The organism is Rhizobium leguminosarum (assembly GCF_004123835.1).
Lineage (GTDB): Bacteria > Pseudomonadota > Alphaproteobacteria > Rhizobiales > Rhizobiaceae > Rhizobium > Rhizobium leguminosarum_M.
In genome coordinates, this window is the sequence record NZ_MZMU01000010.1 from 187,727 (window position 1) to 205,220 (window position 17,494).

Annotated in this window: 17 protein-coding genes and 1 pseudogene; 4 read left to right on the plus strand and 14 right to left on the minus strand. The window is 60.8% G+C overall.

Features of this window, described 5'->3' with window-relative positions; all coding sequences use genetic code 11:
• The first annotated feature begins 21 nt into the window (after positions 1-21).
• The 4 genes from B5P46_RS14335 to B5P46_RS14350 all read left to right on the plus strand — a co-directional run bounded on the left by B5P46_RS14335 (position 22) and on the right by B5P46_RS14350 (position 3,873).
• Positions 22-2,391: a DUF1989 domain-containing protein gene (locus B5P46_RS14335; protein ID WP_129419236.1), complete on the plus strand. Its 2,370-nt coding sequence runs from the start codon at positions 22-24 to the stop codon at positions 2,389-2,391.
• A gap of 303 nt (positions 2,392-2,694) precedes the next feature.
• The gene (locus B5P46_RS14340; protein ID WP_003548109.1) at positions 2,695-2,904 is read left to right on the plus strand and encodes a cold-shock protein; all 210 of its coding nucleotides are present in this window, start codon (positions 2,695-2,697) and stop codon (positions 2,902-2,904) included.
• 227 nt (positions 2,905-3,131) lie between these two features.
• Entirely contained in the window at positions 3,132-3,356 is a 225-nt protein-coding gene (locus B5P46_RS14345; protein ID WP_129419461.1) for a hypothetical protein, read from the plus strand.
• Positions 3,357-3,492: 136 nt separating this feature from the next.
• Positions 3,493-3,873, plus strand: coding sequence for a DUF6481 family protein (locus B5P46_RS14350; protein WP_129419237.1), 381 nt, complete (start codon positions 3,493-3,495; stop codon positions 3,871-3,873).
• Between the two features lie 41 nt (positions 3,874-3,914).
• Here B5P46_RS14350 and minE read toward each other — a convergent pair whose 3' ends face one another.
• From minE to B5P46_RS14420, 14 genes and pseudogenes are all read right to left on the minus strand, one after another.
• Entirely contained in the window at positions 3,915-4,175 is a 261-nt protein-coding gene (gene minE / locus B5P46_RS14355) for a cell division topological specificity factor MinE (RefSeq protein WP_003548116.1), read from the minus strand.
• A complete protein-coding gene (gene minD / locus B5P46_RS14360) occupies positions 4,172-4,987 on the minus strand; it encodes a septum site-determining protein MinD (RefSeq protein ID WP_018448670.1) in 816 nt (271 codons plus the stop codon). The genes minE and minD overlap by 4 nt, the downstream gene beginning before the upstream one ends.
• An 85-nt stretch (positions 4,988-5,072) precedes the next feature.
• The gene (minC, locus tag B5P46_RS14365; protein WP_025397601.1) at positions 5,073-5,792 is read right to left on the minus strand and encodes a septum site-determining protein MinC; all 720 of its coding nucleotides are present in this window, start codon (positions 5,790-5,792) and stop codon (positions 5,073-5,075) included.
• Positions 5,793-6,000: 208 nt separating this feature from the next.
• Positions 6,001-6,599 (minus strand): annotated as a pseudogene (locus tag B5P46_RS14370) (PAS domain-containing protein).
• Positions 6,600-6,711: 112 nt separating this feature from the next.
• Complete coding sequence (locus tag B5P46_RS14375; protein ID WP_129419238.1) at positions 6,712-8,049, minus strand: NAD(P)-binding domain-containing protein; 1,338 nt, start codon at positions 8,047-8,049, stop codon at positions 6,712-6,714.
• Between the two features lie 40 nt (positions 8,050-8,089).
• A complete protein-coding gene (locus tag B5P46_RS14380) occupies positions 8,090-9,130 on the minus strand; it encodes a heme-dependent oxidative N-demethylase family protein (RefSeq protein WP_129419239.1) in 1,041 nt (346 codons plus the stop codon).
• Between the two features lie 31 nt (positions 9,131-9,161).
• A complete protein-coding gene (locus B5P46_RS14385) occupies positions 9,162-10,127 on the minus strand; it encodes a PDR/VanB family oxidoreductase (protein ID WP_129419240.1) in 966 nt (321 codons plus the stop codon).
• Positions 10,124-10,729 (minus strand): dimethylamine monooxygenase subunit DmmA family protein, encoded by a 606-nt coding sequence (locus tag B5P46_RS14390; protein WP_129419241.1) that lies wholly within the window; start codon positions 10,727-10,729, stop codon positions 10,124-10,126. The genes B5P46_RS14385 and B5P46_RS14390 overlap by 4 nt, the downstream gene beginning before the upstream one ends.
• Positions 10,730-10,740: 11 nt before the next feature.
• Entirely contained in the window at positions 10,741-11,874 is a 1,134-nt protein-coding gene (locus tag B5P46_RS14395; protein WP_129419242.1) for an aminomethyltransferase family protein, read from the minus strand.
• A 172-nt stretch (positions 11,875-12,046) separates the two neighbouring features.
• Positions 12,047-12,931 (minus strand): formyltetrahydrofolate deformylase, encoded by an 885-nt coding sequence (gene purU / locus B5P46_RS14400; RefSeq protein ID WP_129419243.1) that lies wholly within the window; start codon positions 12,929-12,931, stop codon positions 12,047-12,049.
• A gap of 192 nt (positions 12,932-13,123) precedes the next feature.
• Entirely contained in the window at positions 13,124-14,431 is a 1,308-nt protein-coding gene (glnT, locus tag B5P46_RS14405) for a type III glutamate--ammonia ligase (protein WP_129419244.1), read from the minus strand.
• An 83-nt stretch (positions 14,432-14,514) separates the two neighbouring features.
• Positions 14,515-15,843 carry an FMN-binding glutamate synthase family protein gene (locus B5P46_RS14410; RefSeq protein WP_003548137.1) on the minus strand — a complete coding sequence of 443 codons (1,329 nt, stop codon included), beginning with the start codon at positions 15,841-15,843 and terminating at the stop codon, positions 14,515-14,517.
• Between the two features lie 14 nt (positions 15,844-15,857).
• A complete protein-coding gene (locus tag B5P46_RS14415) occupies positions 15,858-16,544 on the minus strand; it encodes a GXGXG domain-containing protein (protein ID WP_003548139.1) in 687 nt (228 codons plus the stop codon).
• Positions 16,545-16,582: 38 nt separating this feature from the next.
• Complete coding sequence (locus B5P46_RS14420; protein ID WP_129419245.1) at positions 16,583-17,491, minus strand: class II glutamine amidotransferase; 909 nt, start codon at positions 17,489-17,491, stop codon at positions 16,583-16,585.
• Positions 17,492-17,494: the final 3 nt, after the last annotated feature.

Genomic DNA, 17,494 nt, shown 5'->3' on the forward strand with positions numbered 1-17,494 from the left:
CGATCCTCCCATGAGGGCAGCATGCGAGAACTTCATCCTGCTATGACGGGCCTGCGGCCGGCGGCTGCGAGCCTCGTGCACTATCCCGGCATTTCCACGCTGCCGGAGGGAACCGAGCGCTACAGGGCAAAGGGCGGCGGATCGATCGTCGTACGCGTCGAGCCGGGCGATCGCGTCAGCGCCGTCGACAGCGAGGGCGGACAGGTCTGCGAGATCTCCTTCCTCGACGAGAAAGGGCGCTTCCTGGCCGCCGGTCTCGGAACGGCTTTCAGCAATTCAGCCGAGGGCTTGAAGGCCATTCTTCAAGCGGAGGATGAGAGTGCTGTTCGCACGCGTGCAGCGCTTCAGCGTCGCGGCGCCGATCTGGCCGTGGCCGGCGCGCTCAGCATCTTCGGGCCAGGATCGACGCCGGGCAGTCGCGCCGATTTCACGATTTCCATGAAGGGCCTGCTGATCGTCGCGGCGCCCGCCAGCGCCATGTCGCCGGAGGCGCAGGATACGGCGACGCCGATCGAGGTCAGGATCAAGCGCAGCCTGCTGATCCGCGATTATGCCTCCGCTCTGCCGGAACCGGCCGCCGATCCGGTCGAGGATATCCGCATCCGGGCGGCGACCGCCGCAGCCTACTTCGTGCGTGCCGGCGAATTCATCCAGATCATCGACATTTATGGACGCCAGTGTACCGATTTCCAGGCCTTCGCCGCGCGCAAGGTTGACAAGGGTCTCGACCTCGCGCTCGATTCCACCGTCACCCGCACGCTGCTCGGCCGCAGCTATCCGATGCCGGGTCTCCCCTCCAAGGCCTTCGACCGCGACTTCGAGCCGCTGGTCGAGATCGTCCAGGATACGGTCGGGCGTCATGACGCTTTCGCGACCGCCTGCAATTCGCGCTATTACGACGACATGGGTTATCCCGGCCACGTCAACTGCACGGACAATTTCAACGCCGCGCTGGCGCCTTACGGCATTGCCGGCCGCAAGGGCTGGGAAGCGCTGAACTATTTCTACAACACCAATATCGACCACAACAACCAGCTCTATCTCGACGAGCCCTGGTCGCGTCCCGGCGATTACGTGCTGATGCGAGCGCTGACCGATCTCGTCTGTGTCTCCTCGTCTTGCCCTGACGATATCGACGCTGCGAACGGCTGGGATCCGACGGATATCCACGTCCGCACCTTTTCCGGAAAAGAGAAATTCTCACGAGCGGTGGCCTATCGCATGACCCCAGATGCCGACGCCGAACTGACGCGCGAAACCGCCTTCCATCCCCGCCTCTCTGCGTTGACACGGGACTACACCGAATATCGCGGCTACTGGCTGCCGAACCGCTTTTCCAGCGAAGGGCCGGTCGAGGAATACTGGGCCTGCCGCGAGCGCGCCGCCGTCATCGACCTCTCGCCCTTGCGGAAATTCGAGGTGACGGGGCCGGATGCCGAGGAACTGCTGCAATATTGCCTGACACGCGACGTGCGCAAACTGTCGACCGGCCAGGTCGTCTATTCTGCCATGTGCTACGAAAACGGCGGCATGATCGATGACGGCACGCTCTTCCGGCTCGGCGACAAGAATTTCCGCTGGATCGGCGGCGACGATTTCAGCGGCATATGGCTGCGCCAGCAGGCCGAGAAGAAAGGCTTCAAGGCCTGGGTCCGCTCCTCGACCGATCAGATGCACAATATCGCCCTGCAGGGTCCGAAAAGCCGCGAAATCCTGAAGGAGATCATCTGGACGGCGCCGCGCCAGCCTGATATCAGCGAGCTTGAATGGTTCCGCTTCACCGTCGGCCGTATCGGCGGCTTCGAGGGTGCCCCCGTCGTCGTCTCGCGCACGGGTTATACCGGCGAACTCGGCTACGAGATCTTCTGCCATCCGAAGGATGCGCTGACGGTGTTCGACGCCGTCTGGGAGGCCGGGCAGCCGCACGGGTTGAAGCCGATGGGGCTGGAGGCGCTCGACATGGTCCGCATCGAGGCGGGCCTGATCTTCGCCCATCACGAATTCACTGATCAGACCGACCCGTTCGAGGCCGGGATCGGCTTCACGGTGCCGCTGAAATCCAAGCAGGACGAATTCATCGGCCGCGAGGCGCTCATCCGGCGCAAGGAGCATCCGCGCCATCTGCTCGTCGGCCTCGACATCAAGGCCAACGAGGCCGTCGGCCATGGCGATTGCATTCATATCGGCCGGGCCCAGGTGGGCGTCGTTACTAGCGCCACGCGCTCGCCGATCCTCGGCAAGACGATCGCGCTCGCCCGCATCGACGTGATGCACGCGAGCCCCGGTACCGAGGTCGAAATCGGCAAGCTCGACGGCCATCAGAAGCGCCTGCCGGCGACGATCGTGCCCCTTTCGCATTACGACCCGCAGAAGACGCGGCCGCGCTCGTAATGCCTGCTTTGGAGGTCGGGAGACGGCGATCGGCTTCTTGCGCTGTTGATGAAGCCGCACGTTTTAGCGGCGGCATGCAAGGTGACCGACATGCAACCTTATATTGAGTGCGTGACCCTGAAAAACTAAAAGTTGACAAATTTGGATTGAATGATTATATCTCGGATGTCGATATTGCTTGTTTGACTTTTGTTATCGCGCGCTGGCAACGTGCCCTGGACGAACTTCCCTCTTCAAAATCGAGATCATCATCCGTCGTGCTTCCGCACGTGCGGTCGTTCAATTGCTATGAAAGGGTTTGTTATGACCACTGGCACAGTTAAATGGTTCAATTCCACCAAGGGCTTCGGCTTCATTCAGCCTGATGACGGCGGCGCTGACGCCTTCGTCCACATCTCCGCCGTCGAACGCGCTGGAATGCGCGAAATCGTCGAAGGCCAGAAGATCGGCTACGAGCTTGAGCGCGATAACAAGTCGGGCAAAATGTCCGCTTGCAATCTCCAAGCTGCTTAAACTGAAATCTGCTTTCCTTTGACCGCGGATGTACCGGCACTGTCGAAAGCATGATACTATTGAGGTCAGGCACGTTGCCTGGCCTTTTTGCTGAGTCGGCCAGCGGGCTGCTGCATAATTCCTTAAACGCGGAATCGATTTAAGGAATTATGCAGGAATTCAAAGCGTTACAGCGTCCTTTGCGCTTCTGAGAGACGCGCGGCGCTGTAATAAAATCCGGGATGAATATGACAGAGACACACAGCAAATCACGCAAGCAGGCGGAGATTGCCTTCGGAAACGTGCAATCGCAGTTCTTGGAGCGAAGCCGCGCGGTCGAAGAGATCGACTCGACAGTGCGGGCTCGCGAGGAAAAAACCTTGCGGTTACGCGAGGCCCGTGAGGCCAAGGAATTGCAGGATCGCTTGACAGCGACGGCTGCGCCTGCCGCGAAGCGGAAAAAGAAAATCTGACCCTGCTGCATAATTCCTTAAATCGGATTCGATTTCAGGATAAAATGATGCCGCAGTTCAATGTATTGCAGCGTCCTTTGCGCGTCTGAAGACGCGCGGCGCCGTAAGGTCAAAATCCAACAGTCAGGAAACAGATTTGAAAAACGCCAAAAACAACGAGCTTTCCGATCGCCGCAGCGCAGCTGCCGAAGCCAAGGCGGCTCTCCTCAATGCGTATCGCAACGCCAAGGATACAGCCGAACCCACTCGGCTGGCAAAGCAGGCGGAGCGTCAAGCCATTGCCGCGGCCAGGGAAGAACGTCGCGCCCAGAGAGAACGTGTCAAGCTCGAGGAGCTGGAGCGGGCTCAGGCCGCCGAAGCAGAACGTCAGGCTGCCGCCGAGGCCGCAGCGCGCGCTGAAATCGACGCGCGCGAAGCAGCTGACAAAGACCGGATCGCTCGCGTGATTGCAGATGAAGCTGCCCGAAAGGCCGAACGCGACCTGCGTTACGCCAATCGCAAAGCCAGAAAGTCCTGATCGTCAGCGCCGCCTGTCGTCAGGACAGGCAGCGCTCTCTTTCAAGCGGCCTGCACGGCTGCATTCAGCGGGATTTCGACGTCGATCTCAAGGGTCGAGACGTACTCGTTGCGATCGATCGTCACCTGCACCTTGTCGTGGTCAAGCTGCACATGCTTTGCGATCACCGCAAGGATTTCCTCGCGCAGCAGGGTAACTAGGTCCGACCCCGCCGAGGAACGTTCATGGGCGAGAAGGACCTGCAGCCGTTCGCGGGCGGCCGGTGCGGTTCTCTGTTTGTTGAAAAGACGGAAAATATTCATGCCGCCCTCCGTCCGAAGATCTTGCCGAAAATATTCCTCTTTTCCTCTGGGATCGCGATCGGCACCGTCTCGCCGGCGAGCCGGCGAGCGGCATCGAAATAGGCCATAGCAGCCGCGCTGCGACTGTCTGCCAGCGTGACCGGCGCACCGATGTTGGATGCCCGCAGAACATCCATGCTTTCGGGTATGATGCCGAGCAGCGGGATGGACAGGATCTCCAGGACGTCGTCTACCTTGAGCATGTCGCCGCGTTCGGCGCGGTTGGCGTCGTAGCGGGTAAGCAGCAGGTGCTTTTCCATCCGCTCGCCGCGCTCGGCCTTGGCGGTCTTGGCATCCAGCAGGCCGATGATGCGATCCGAATCGCGCACCGACGAGACCTCGGGGTTGGTGACGACCACGGCAACATCGGCGTGGCGCATGGCGAGCGTTGCGCCGCGCTCGATCCCGGCGGGGCTGTCGCAGATGATCCAGTCGAAATAGCGCTTCAGGTCGTTGATGACGCGCTCGACGCCCTCGGCCGTCAGATTGTCCTTGTCACGCGTCTGCGAGGCCGGCAGCAGGAACAGCGTTTCCAGCCGCTTGTCGCGGATCAGCGCCTGGGTAAGCTTGGCGTCGCCCTGGATGACATTGATCAGGTCGTAGACGACCCTGCGTTCGGCGCCCATCACGAGGTCGAGATTGCGTAAGCCGACGTCGAAATCGACGACGACGACTTTTTCATTGCGTTGCGCCAGCGCCGCTCCCAATGCGGCGGTCGAGGTTGTCTTGCCAACCCCGCCCTTGCCTGACGTGACGACGATCACTTTCCCCATCATTGTCTCTCCTTTGCCGTGGCCCCAGTAATTCAAAGTGTTAAGGCGTCCTTCGCGGCTCTCGAAGAGACGCGCGGCGCTGTCGTCAGATCAGTTTCTCTGCCATGATCGCGTCGTCTTCGAGCCAGAGCTGAACAGCCTGTCCGCGAAGATTGGGGGCCATGTCTTCCGCCATTTTGTAGATGCCGTCGATTGCAACCAGCTCGGCCTCGAGCTTGCGGCAAAAGATCCGCGCCGATGCGTTTCCGATGGATCCCGCCATGGCTCGGCCACGCAAGGCGCCATAGATATGGACGGACCCGCCGGCAATGACCTCGGCACCCGAGGCGACCGATCCGATGACGGTGACGTCACCTTCCGGGAAGATCACCGATTGGCCGGAGCGCACCGGCTCCCGGATGACGATCGATTGCATGGCCGGGCGGGTCTCTGCCACTGCCGGTTTGCCGGGCGGATCGGCAGGCTCCTTTGCCTGAACCTCGATATCGGAAACCGACCGGCCGCCTTTGAGTGCCGGCGGCATGCCGGATCCGAGGATCGAAGGCCGCGCGCCCTCGATGCCCATGATGCTGACATTGCGCTTGGCAAGTTCGGCGATCAGGTCCTTCAGCTGCGGCCGGTCGATTTGCAGGTCCGTCAGATCGAGCACGACAGGCCGTCCGAGGAAGAAGCCGGCCGAACGCGCGGCCAGATCGTCCAGCCTGATCAACCAATCATCGATCGGAAGATCCGGAGACAGCATGACCGCGAGGAAAGAGCGGCCCTTGATGCGGATAGAGCGAGCGTCTGTTAGCACTTTGGTCATCTATGTGAAGAAATCGTTGACCATGTCTACCGCTGCTATGGTTAACAAAAAGTTAACGCGGCCTTAACATTACCCACAATCAGAGGAGATTCTTCAAGCGCAGGATTACCGCAAGCCATTGGAAAAGCGTTGCAATCTATGGAAGCACTGAACGGTTAATAATGTGGGTTTGAACTTAGCCGCAAATCTACCGCTGCTTGGGTAACGCTCAGCCTTCCGCCTTGCGTTGTGCGTTGGAAATGGCGCGTGCGGCCTCTTCCGAGGAGTTGGCAAGCGTGCGCATCTCGGCGGCAAGCACCGCAAAGCCCGATCCGGCCGTGCCGGCGCGGGCGGCCTGCCGGCATTGACGGCGAGCAGCTTGAGGTAACGCAGCGACTGCAGGATTTCATTGGTCTTCGAGGCGGTGACGCGCATGCCGGAGGTCTGTTCGTCGATTCGCTGATAGAGTGATTCGATATTGATGATGCTGCCTTCGAGATAGAGAAGCTCACCCTCCTCGTCCCAGATGCCGCCGCCCGTCTCGGTGACCCAGATGAGATGGCCCATGGCGTGACGGATGCGGTATTCCATCGTCCAGTCTGTGCGCCTCTCCAGCGCCTGTCCGACGATCTCGTCCATCAGAGGCACGTCTTCCTCGTACATGATCGAGGTGAAGGTCCGCGTGCGGTTGCCGATGATTTCGTCGGCTGGATAACCGAAGATGCGCTCGATGCCGTTGGTCATCTCAAGCATCGTGTAGTTTTCATCCGCACGGCAGCGGTAGAGAAAACCGTTCATGCGCCCGAGAATGCTCGTTTGAAAATCCATGAAGGCCACATCCGAAGAGAAGAGTTGCAATCGTCTCGCTCAAAGGCGCGGCTCACAATATGCCGGAGGAGAGTGCCCGAACACCCTCCTCCGGCAATGCAGGCCCGCCTCATCAGTTGCGTAGATATTCCTCCATGGAATCGTCGAGCGCCTCGACCCAGGGGGTGTGGTGCGTCGGCGACATGTTGCCGGTCATCAGCGATCGGTAGGCATGATCGCGGAAGCCCATGATGTTGTGGGCCTTGTGATGTTCCCACTCCATGAAGGTCTGGTTGGTGCCCTCGATGTCGAAGCTCGGATAATCGGTTTCGGCAAGCAGTTCCTTCACATAGTCGCCCTGATACCAGATCATCTGCTCGGCATCCTCGAGTGTTTCCTCGCGGGCGCGCCACATGTCGAAATTGGCTTTCAGCTCCTCTTCCGGCGGCTGTGTGATGCGGCCCATCATCACGTCGCGTGCCCACCAGGCCTGCACGTCGAACATGTTGAAGGTATAGAACTGGTCCTGCATGCCGATATAGAAAAGCTGCGGGTTCTTGTCGAAGATCACCCCCTTGTAGAGGCTGTCGGCCCAGAGGCGGTTGGCGGTCTTCAGCCGGAGATCGTCGGGCAGGAAGGGGAAATGGTGCTGGTAGCCGGTGCAGAGGATCACGGCATCGACCTCCTTGGTCGAGCCGTCGAGGAAATGCGCCGTGCGGTTTTCGAGCTTCACCAGCAGCGGCCGCTCCTCGAAATTCTCCGGCCATTTGAAGCCCATCGGCTTCGAGCGATAGCTGGTCGTCACCGATTTCGCGCCGTATTTCCAGCATTGCGAGCCGATGTCTTCGGCCGAATAGCTGCGGCCGACGATCAGGATGTCCTTGCCCTTGAACTCAAGCGCGTCGCGGAAATCATGGGCATGCAGTACGCGACCGTTGAACGTCTTGACGCCCTCGAAATAGGGCACGTTCGGCGTCGAGAAATGACCTGATGCCACGACGACATAGTCGAATTCCTCGTCATACATCCGGTCCTCGACGCGGTTATGCGCCGTCACCGTGAATTTCTTCGTCTGATCGTCGAAACGAACCATGCGCACCGGCGTGCTGAAGCGCACCCAGTGGCGGACGTTCGCCTTCTCGACGCGGCCCTTGATGTAATCCCAGAGCACGGCGCGCGGCGGATAGGAGGCGATCGGCTTGCCGAAATGCTCCTCGAAGGAATAATCGGCGAATTCGAGGCATTCCTTCGGGCCGTTCGACCAGAGGTAACGATACATGCTGCCATGGACCGGCTCGCCATATTCGTCGAGGCCGGTGCGCCAGGTATAGTTCCAAAGCCCGCCCCAATCCGACTGCTTTTCGAAGCAGACGATCTCCGGGATTTCGGCGCCCTTCTGGGCGGCCGATTGAAAGGCGCGCAGCTGCGCCAGCCCGGAAGGACCGGCACCGATGACGGCTACTCTTGTCATGAAGTATTCCCCTCTTGATTATATCGCATTGTCCTGCGTGTCAGTCCGGATAGATGCCGGGGCTGGTCGGCGCCCCGTCGTCATATTTGGCAAGCCAGTCGATCGTCGTCTCGCGGAAGCGGGTGAGGCCCTTGTAGTCGATGAGCTCGGGCGGCAGCGTTTTCAGCACGCGCGGAAAGCGGCGCGCCCATTTCGGCACGGTGACGAGCTCTTCCATGTTCATCAGGTAGCAGCGGATGACGAAGAGGATGGCGTTGGAGCGCGGCAAGCGCCAGAGGCTCTGCAATTCGACACGCAGATGCACCTTCTCGCCGACATTGTCCGGCGTCACCGTCGTGCGGTCAGGACCCCATTTGTGATAATTCTCCGGGCTGGTGTCGAGCCGCGGATTGATCGTCATCGTCCAGTTGAAGCGTCGTGTCGGCTTGCCCTGCTGCAGGTTCAGCAGGAATTTCAGCGCCCTGTCGAAGACGCCGATCTGGTGGGCGAGCGGCACCGGCCCGTGCCATTCCATGAAGTTCATGCCGATATCGAAATCGAGCGACCAGTCGGCCTGAGTCGTCACCATGCCGGCATCCATCCAGAGATTGGCGTCGCGCTGGTCGACGATGCAGAAGTCGCCCTGGGCCTGGCGGGTGATATATTCGAAGGGCTCATAGGGCAGCGTCGAGGCATCGCCAAAGGTGAAGCTGTCGTCGATGCCGAGCGGGCGGTTGATCCAGCGCCACTGGTCGCCGTTGCGGATCAGCGTGAAATGGTCGGGGTAACCCGCCGCCTGCTCTTCCATCAAAAGTTCGAGCGTGTCCCATTGCGCGCTCATCATGTGCGGCAGCGCCTGGTAGCGCAGCGGATCTTCCTTCAGCACCAGCGCCCGGTCGTGCATCTCGGCGACATAATGCTCGTCGACGTCGATCAGGCTTTCGTAGACGGTTCCCGCCCGGCCGTGCACATGCGGCTCCATATTGACGGAATACATGTATTCGTCGCGGTCGAAGGGAAACGGGAAACGCCGGATGTTTTCGGGGCTGTTCCGATAGCTGAAATCGTTCCGGAAGGTTTCCTGCTTGAAGACGATTGCCATGTCCGGTCTCCTTGTTCCGCTTCCGATGCCGCTAGAGATCAAGATGCAGCGTGTTTCCCTCGAAGCGGGAAACGCAGATCATCACCTTGCGGCCGGATGCTTTTTCTTCGCTCGTCAAATAGACGTCATGGTGCAGCAGCTTGCCGTCGCAGGTGACGACCCCGGTCTCGCATTGACCGCAGGCGCCGCCGCGACAGAGGAAGGGGGCGTCGACGCCCGCCGCCTCGATCGCCTCCAGCATGCTTTCGTGATGGCCGACCTTCACGGTCTTGCCGGACCGCAGGAGCTCGATCGCGAAGGGCTTGCCTGGTAGAGACGACAGGAACCGTTCGGAATGCAGGTTCTGCTCCGGCCAGCCGGCGTCCAGTCCCGCCTTCAGCACGCCGTCGATCATGCCGGACGGGCCGCAGACATAGAGATGTGTGCCGAGCGGCTGGCTGTCGAGCAGGCGCGTCAGGGGGATGACGCCGCCTTCGGCATCGCAATAGATCTTGATGCGATGTCCGCCGTAACGCTCCTGGAGTTCCCGCCAGTAGGCGCCGCGGTCGCGCGTGCGGATGGCATAATGCAGCTCGAAATTGGCGCCCTCGCGGGAAAACTGCTCCATCATCGCGATGAAGGGGGTAATGCCGATGCCGCCGGCGATCAGAAGATGCTTGCGCCCGCGCCAGTCCGGCTGAAAGAGGTTGACGGGATAGCTGACCTTCAGCTCGTCGCCTTCGCGGACCTTCTCATGCATGAAGGTGGAGCCGCCGCGTGAATCCTCGACGTGCAGCACGCTGATCTCATAGGCTGCGCAATCATGCGGCGGCGACATCAGCGAATAAGCGTTGCGGCGCATATGGCCGCCATCGTTCATCAAAACGATGACGTGGGCGCCGCCGGAGAAATAAGGCATCGGTTTGCCGTCAAGGCGCTCGAAACGGAAGCGCTTGACGCGCTCGGCGATCGGCGTGATCCGCGTCACGCGGACAGGAATTTCAGTGCCACCGCTCAAAGGAACAAATCCTCCGGATCAGGCGCGCTGCCCGGTTCTTCGGCGTCGATATTGACGCCCTGGAAGGCAGCGAGCCGGCGCGAATAATGGTCGCGTACCAGAAGCGGCAGCCCGCAATGGCTGCAGGCAAAGGGGCTGGTGGTGACGTCGTCGGTGATGCCCTTGCAATGGACACATTGCACGCGTCTGGCCAGCGAGCCGCGATGCTCGGTGATGACGGAGGCATGATCCATGCCGTAATCGAGCGCCACCAGCATTGCCTGGCCGATGAAGCCTTCTGTGCCCGACAGATAAAGCCGCGTGCCCATATGGGCAGTGGCAAGCGAACCCTTCAATCGGAAGAGCAGCGTTGCGATCGTCGGCGCCGTGAAGAACATGTCGGCGCCGAGGCGGCGCAGCGCTTCGTCCAGGCCGGTACCCTGCGAGCCGCGGGCGACATAGAGGATTTCGCTGCGGGAAAGCGCCGTTTCGTCAAGCGCCGGCTGCTGATCGAGGAGAGCCTTGGCGCCCTCCCCTTCGAGCGCGAAAATGTGCCGCCGGGCGCGCGGCTGGATGGTCAAGCCTGTGTAGACTGGTCGGCTTTTGATGCCTGCAACGAGCATTCGCGTGCTCCTTAACCTACGGCGGTCCTCTTCTTCTTCTCCGGATCGTCGAAAGGAAGCGTGTGGGCGGTGGCGCCTGCCTTCACGGTCTTGCCGCGGACTTCGAGTTTCGTCCCATGCACCGCCTTGTCAACGTCCAGACGGGCAATCGCCATGGATTTCTTCGTCAGCGACGAATAGCTCGGGCAGGTAATGACGCCGACCTTTTTGCCGTCGGCAAAGACTTCGTCGCCGAGATCGGCCGGTCCGTCGGCATCGATCAGCATGCCGAAGATCTTGAAACGTTCCTTACCCTTGAGGCGAGCATGTTCCTCGGCGCCACGGAAGCCCGTCTTGCCGGGGCTGACGGTGAAGTCGAGGCCGAGTTCCCAGAGGCTGTCGCCGGGCGGCTGATCGGCGAAGGGATACATCTGCGAATTGTCGTAGGGGTAGAAAAGCAGGTAGCTTTCGACCCGCAGCATGTCGAGAACGGAGAAGCAGCAGGGGATGATGCCCATCTCCTTGCCTTCCTCGACGATCCGGTCCCAGACCATGACGGCGTCCTGGCCGCGCACGAAGATCTCGTAGCCGCGTTCGCCGGTATAGCCGGTGCGCGAGATCATCACCGGCGCGCCGAACAGCGTCGTCTGCATGTGGTGGAAATATTTGAGGTCGCGGATGCCGGGCACATATTTGGCGAGATAGTCGACTGCGAGCGGGCCCTGCAGTGACAGATCGTGCAGGTCATCGTCGAAGAGCACGGCGCAATTGCGGCCGGCAGCCTGCTTGACGAGTTCCTCGTGGCCGGAGCCGGAGCCATGCACCAGCATCCAGGAATTCGGGCCGGTGCGATAGACGATGCAGTCGTCGGTGAAGTGGCCGCGGTCGTTCAGCATGGTCGCGTAGACCGACCGGCCGGGGTAGATCTTCGTCAGGTCGCGGGTGGTGATGTGGTCGAGCACGGCGATGGCGTGCGGGCCGACCAGGTGCACCTTCTTCAGGCCCGAGACATCCATGATGCCGGCCTTGGTGCGGACGGCGACATGCTCTTCCGACATGTCCTTGTCGTAGGTCCAGGCGGTTCCCATGCCGCTCCAGTCCTCGAGCTTCGATCCCAGAGCGCGATGCCGATCCGCCAAGACGGAGAAACGCCATGATAAAGCCATTGTCCGTTCCCTTTTGTTTCCTCTACGGAATATTTATTTCCTGACTATATTCGTCTTTCGCGCCGTGGCAACCCCGCCCGACATGCATTTCCCAAACTTTTGGCGGCACTTGCTGCAACCTTCACCATCTGCACAACGCATGCGGCTACGCCTTTGCCCTCCCCCACCCGTCTCAACCCATGCGTTCGGAGGCGTAGCTGCCGGGGCTTGCCGGAAAGACCACGGTGCGGTTGCCGTTGATGAAGGTGCGGTGATGGATATGGGCGTGGATGGCGCGCGCCAGCACCTGGCTTTCGACGTCGCGGCCGATCGAGACATAGTCGTCGGGTGACTGCGCATGGGTGATGCGCGCCGTGTCCTGCTCGATGATCGGGCCTTCGTCGAGATCGGCGGTGACGTAATGCGCCGTCGCCCCGATCAGCTTCACGCCGCGGCCGTAGGCCTGTTTATAAGGGTTGGCGCCCTTGAAGCTCGGCAGGAAGGAATGGTGGATATTGATGATCTTCCCGGACATTTTCTGGCACATCTCGTCCGACAGGATCTGCATGTAGCGGGCGAGCACGATCAGTTCCGTGCCGGTCTGCTCGGCCACTTCCATGATATGGGCCTCGGCCTGCGCCTTGTTGGCCTTGGTGACGGGAATATGGTGGAAGGGGATGTCGTGGTTGACCACGACCTTCTGGTAGTCGAAATGGTTTGAGACGACGCCGACGATATCGATCGGCAGCGCGCCGATCTTCCAGCGGTAAAGCAGGTCGTTGAGGCAATGGCCGAAGCGCGACACCATCAGCAGCACCTTCATGCGCTTCTCGCTGTCGTGAAAATCGTAATCCATTTCGAAAGGAGCGGCGACAGCTGCAAAACCGGTGTCGATATCGGCGCCCGAAAGCCCCTCTTCCGAAATGAAGCTGACGCGCATGAAGAACTTGCCGGTATCGAGATCGTCGAACTGCGAGCTGTCGATGATGTTGCAGCCCTTGTCGGCCAGATAGCTCGAAATCGCCGCGACGATGCCGCGCGTCGACTTGCAGGATACGGTGAGTACGAAGTTCTTCATGCTGTCACTTTCTTCGCCATATCAAGTGCAGGGGCCCACTGCATAATTCCTTATAATCGGGATCGATTTAAGGAATTATGCAGCAATTCAAAGTGTTACAGCGTCCTTTGCGCGTCTGAAAGACGCGCGGCGCTGTAATCACGCCGGAGCTTGTTCGCCCCGGCGCGTCAGTGATTGGAGGCTTCCAGCCACTCAGATGTCGAGCGTACTGTCGCGTTCCCACTGGGTGAAATGCGAGCAGTAGGCATTCCATTCCTGATGCTTGAGCTTGAGATAGGCGGCGGAAAACTCGGCCCCGATCGCCTGCTTCAAGCCCTCGTCGGCATCATAGGCGCGCAGCGCGTCGAGCAGATTGAGCGGCAGGCGCGGCGCGTCCTTCACCAGGTACCCCTCGGCATACATGTCGATATCGTAGTGCCGGCCGGGATCGGCCTGGCTGCGGATGCCGTCGAGGCCGGCCGCGATGATGATCGCCTGCAGCAGATACGGGTTGACCGCACCATCAGGCAGGCGCAGCTCGAAGCGGCCCGGCCCCGGCACGCGCACCATGTGGGTGCGGTTGTTGCCCGTCCAGGTCACGGTGTTCGGCGCCCAGGTCGCACCCGATGTGGTGCGCGGCGCGTTGATGCGCTTATAGGAATTGACCGTCGGATTGGTGATCGCGGCAAGCGCGGAGGCGTGCTTCATGATGCCGCCGAGGAAGGTCCTACCCTGAGCGGAGAGCCCAAATGGCATTTCCTTGTCCGCGAAGGCGTTGACCTTGCCATCGACGTCCCAGACCGAGATGTGGGCATGGCAGCCGTTTCCGGTCAGGCCCTTGAAGGGCTTCGGCATGAACGTGGCGCGAAGGCCGTGCTTTTCGGCAACCGACTTGACCATGAACTTGAAGAAGGAGTGCTTGTCCGCCGTCTGAAGAGCGTCGTCATATTCCCAGTTCATCTCGAACTGGCCGTTCGCGTCCTCGTGGTCGTTCTGATAGGGCTTCCAGCCAAGCTCGAGCATGTAGTCGCAGATCTCGGCGATGACATCATAGCGACGCATCACGGCCTGCTGATCGTAGCAAGGCTTCTCGGCTGTATCGAACTGGTCAGAAATCACCGAGCCGTCGGCGGAGATGAGAAAGAACTCGGGCTCCACGCCGGTTTTCACCCGGAGCCCTTCTTTCGCAGCTTCAGCGACCAGTCTTTTCAGCACCACACGCGGTGCCTGTTCGACAGGCTGATCGTCCATGACGCAGTCGGCAGCAACCCATGCGACGTCTTTCTTCCAGGGTAGCTGGATGACGGAAGAAGCATCGGGAAGCGCGAACAGGTCGGGATGGGCAGGCGTCAAATCGAGCCAGGTTGCGAAGCCCGCGAAGCCGGCGCCGTCTTTCTGCATATCGGCGATGGCTTCGGCGGGGACCAGCTTGGCGCGTTGGCCGCCGAACAGGTCGGTATAGCTGATCATGAAATATTTGATGCCTTTGTCTTTGGCAAAAGCAGCAAGGTCCAGTGTCATTCTCGTTCCCCTTTGGATTTCTTCGAGACACTTCGCTTATGGATGCGAGACGGCCGGGACGTTTGCCCGGCCGGTAGTAGAAATCAGTAGCCTCCCTTGCCGGGATACCAGTTTGTGCCGGCGAGCGGGATCTGGGCCATGGCCGCGGCCTCCATCGTCAGCGCGCAAAGATCTTCCGGTTCCAGGTTGTGCAGATGGTTCTTGCCGCAGGCGCGCGCGATGGTCTGGGCTTCCAGCGTCATGACCTTCAGATAGTTGGCGAGGCGGCGGCCAGCGGCGATCGGATCAAGCCGCTTCATCAGTTCCGGATCCTGCGTCGTGATGCCCGCCGGGTCTTTGCCTTCGTGCCAGTCGTCGTAGGCGCCAGCCGTCGTGCCGAGCTTTTGGTATTCTTCTTCCCAGTGCGGATCGTTGTCGCCGATCGCAACGAGTGCTGCCGTGCCGATGGCAACCGCATCGGCGCCCAGCGCCAGTGCCTTGGCCACGTCGGCGCCCGAACGGATACCGCCCGAGATGATCAGTTGCACCTTGCGATGCATGCCGAGGTCCTGCAGCGCCTGGACCGCGGGGCGGATGCAGGCGAGCGTCGGCATGCCGACATTCTCGATGAAGACATCCTGCGTCGCGGCGGTCCCGCCCTGCATGCCATCGAGCACCACCACGTCGGCGCCGGCCTTCACGGCAAGCGCCGTATCGTAATAGGGACGCGCGCCGCCGACCTTCACATAGATCGGCTTTTCCCAATCGGTGATCTCGCGCAGTTCCAGGATCTTGATTTCGAGGTCGTCCGGGCCGGTCCAATCCGGATGGCGGCAGGCCGAGCGCTGGTCGATGCCCTTCGGTAGATTGCGCATGTTGGCGACGCGATCGGAGATCTTCTGGCCGAGCAGCATGCCGCCGCCGCCGGGCTTGGCACCTTGACCGACAACCACTTCGATCGCGTCGGCGCGACGCAGGTCCTTGGGATTCATGCCGTATCGCGACGGCAGATACTGGTAGACCAGCGTCTGTGAATGGCCGCGCTCTTCATCGGTCATCCCGCCGTCGCCTGTCGTGGTGGAGGTTCCGGCGATCGTCGCGCCGCGTCCGAGCGCCTCCTTGGCATTGCCGGACAGGGCGCCGAAGCTCATGCCGGCAATGGTGATCGGCGTCTTCAGGTGAATGGGCTTTTTGGCGAAGCGTGCGCCGAGGACGACTGACGTGTCGCACTTCTCGCGGTAACCTTCGAGCGGATAGCGCGAGATCGATGCGCCGAGAAACAGCAGGTCGTCGAAATGCGGAACCTTCCGTTTGGTGCCGGCGCCACGGATGTCGTAAATGCCGGTCGCCGCTGCACGGCGGATTTCCGCCAGCGTGTAATCGTCGAAGGTCGCGGACTTGCGCGGCGGGGTATAGGGGTTGTGATAGCTCATGATGGTCCCTCGCCTTAATATGCGTCAGCGTTGTCGATATTGAAATTGTAGAGCTTGCGGGCGGAGCCGTAACGCTTGAATTCCTCGGGCCTCACTTCGGTCACGCCCGCCTTTTCAAGAAGTTCGGCCAGCTTCGTCAGATGCTCTGGACGCAGCTCCTTTTCGATGCAATCGGCACCCAGGCTCTTGACCGAACCGCGCACGAAGAGCTTCGCCTCGTAGAGCGAATCCCCAAGCGCATCGCCGGCATCGCCGAGCACCACGAGGTGGCCGGACTGGCCCATGAAGGCGGACATGTGGCCTATATTGCCATGAACGACGATGTCGATGCCCTTCATCGAGATGCCGCAGCGTGACGCCGCATTGCCCTTGATGACAAGGAGGCCGCCGCGGCCGGTTGCGCCGGCATACTGGCTGGCATCGCCCTCGATGACGACGGTTCCAGACATCATGTTTTCCGCAACACCCGGACCTGCCGAACCGTGAACGGTGACGGTCCCGCCGTCGTTCATCCCGGCGCAGTAATAGCCGACCGACCCCTTCACATCGACGGTGACCGGCGCATCGATGCCGACGGCAACCGAATGGCTGCCGCGCGGATTGACGACTTCGAAGGAAAGATCGTTCGAACCGTTCTGGATGTTGTGCAGGGCGCTGTTGAGTTCACGTAACGGCGTAGTGGCAAGATCAATGACAGGCATGTTTCGATAACCCTTGGAGAATACGCATGAGGCGCCGGTCAAGCGACCTTCTGGTGATCCCAGAAATAGACGGTTGCAGGCTCCGGCTCCCATACCCTGGCATTCTCGATGCCGGGCAGATTGACGAGCGCCCGGTATTCGGAACCGAAGGCGACATACTGGTCCGTTTCGGCCATGACAGCGGGCTTGCAGGCGATCGCGTCGCGCACGACGCCGAAGCCTGACTTCGTGCCGACGACGAAGGTGAAGAAGCCGTCGAGGTCATCCACCGCGCCTTCCAGCGCCTGGCCGAGATTCTTGCCCTTGGCCATCTCTGCCGTCAGATAGGCAGCGGCGACCTCGGTGTCGTTTTCGGTTTCGAAGGTCATGCCTTCGCGCTTCAGCTCGCGGCGGAGATTGTTGTGGTTCGACAGCGAGCCATTATGCACCAGGCATTGGTCGGAGCCGGTGGAAAAAGGATGGGCGCCGAGCGTCGTGACGGCTGATTCCGTCGCCATGCGGGTATGGCCGATGCCGTGGGTGCCGGCCATTGAATTGACCGCGAAGCGGGAGACGACATCCTTCGGCAGGCCGGTTTCCTTGTAGATCTCGATGGCGTCGCCGCTGCTCATGATGCGGATGTTCGGGCGCAATTCCGAAACGGCTGCCTTGCCCGCGTCGAGCAGATCCTTCGCAAGCGTGATGACGGCATGCGTGCTCTTTACCTGGATGGCGACCGATGCGCCGACCGCCTGGCCGAGCTCGGCCTCGAGGCCGGCGAAATCCTTCTTCGGATTGGCCGACTGGATGGTGATCTTGGCATTGTCGCCGCTGGCATCGCCATAGATCGCGATACCGGCGCTGTCCGGCCCCCGATCCGTCATCGTCACCAGCATCGAGGACAGCAGTGCCCCGAGCTCCGGTTCGAGACTTTTATCCTTGAGGAAGAGACCCACAATTCCGCACATGAC

Coding starts and splice junctions, on each gene's coding strand:
- B5P46_RS14335 (WP_129419236.1), top strand. CDS start 22: ATGCGAGAACTTCATCCTGCTATGACGGGCCTGCGGCCGGCGGCTGCG.
- B5P46_RS14340 (WP_003548109.1), top strand. CDS start 2,695: ATGACCACTGGCACAGTTAAATGGTTCAATTCCACCAAGGGCTTCGGC.
- B5P46_RS14345 (WP_129419461.1), top strand. CDS start 3,132: ATGACAGAGACACACAGCAAATCACGCAAGCAGGCGGAGATTGCCTTC.
- minE (WP_003548116.1), bottom strand. CDS start 4,175: ATGAATATTTTCCGTCTTTTCAACAAACAGAGAACCGCACCGGCCGCC.
- minD (WP_018448670.1), bottom strand. CDS start 4,987: ATGGGGAAAGTGATCGTCGTCACGTCAGGCAAGGGCGGGGTTGGCAAG.
- minC (WP_025397601.1), bottom strand. CDS start 5,792: ATGACCAAAGTGCTAACAGACGCTCGCTCTATCCGCATCAAGGGCCGC.
- B5P46_RS14375 (WP_129419238.1), bottom strand. CDS start 8,049: ATGACAAGAGTAGCCGTCATCGGTGCCGGTCCTTCCGGGCTGGCGCAG.
- B5P46_RS14380 (WP_129419239.1), bottom strand. CDS start 9,130: ATGGCAATCGTCTTCAAGCAGGAAACCTTCCGGAACGATTTCAGCTAT.
- B5P46_RS14390 (WP_129419241.1), bottom strand. CDS start 10,729: ATGCTCGTTGCAGGCATCAAAAGCCGACCAGTCTACACAGGCTTGACC.
- B5P46_RS14395 (WP_129419242.1), bottom strand. CDS start 11,874: ATGGCTTTATCATGGCGTTTCTCCGTCTTGGCGGATCGGCATCGCGCT.
- purU (WP_129419243.1), bottom strand. CDS start 12,931: ATGAAGAACTTCGTACTCACCGTATCCTGCAAGTCGACGCGCGGCATC.
- glnT (WP_129419244.1), bottom strand. CDS start 14,431: ATGACACTGGACCTTGCTGCTTTTGCCAAAGACAAAGGCATCAAATAT.
- B5P46_RS14410 (WP_003548137.1), bottom strand. CDS start 15,843: ATGAGCTATCACAACCCCTATACCCCGCCGCGCAAGTCCGCGACCTTC.
- B5P46_RS14415 (WP_003548139.1), bottom strand. CDS start 16,544: ATGCCTGTCATTGATCTTGCCACTACGCCGTTACGTGAACTCAACAGC.
- B5P46_RS14420 (WP_129419245.1), bottom strand. CDS start 17,491: ATGTGCGGAATTGTGGGTCTCTTCCTCAAGGATAAAAGTCTCGAACCG.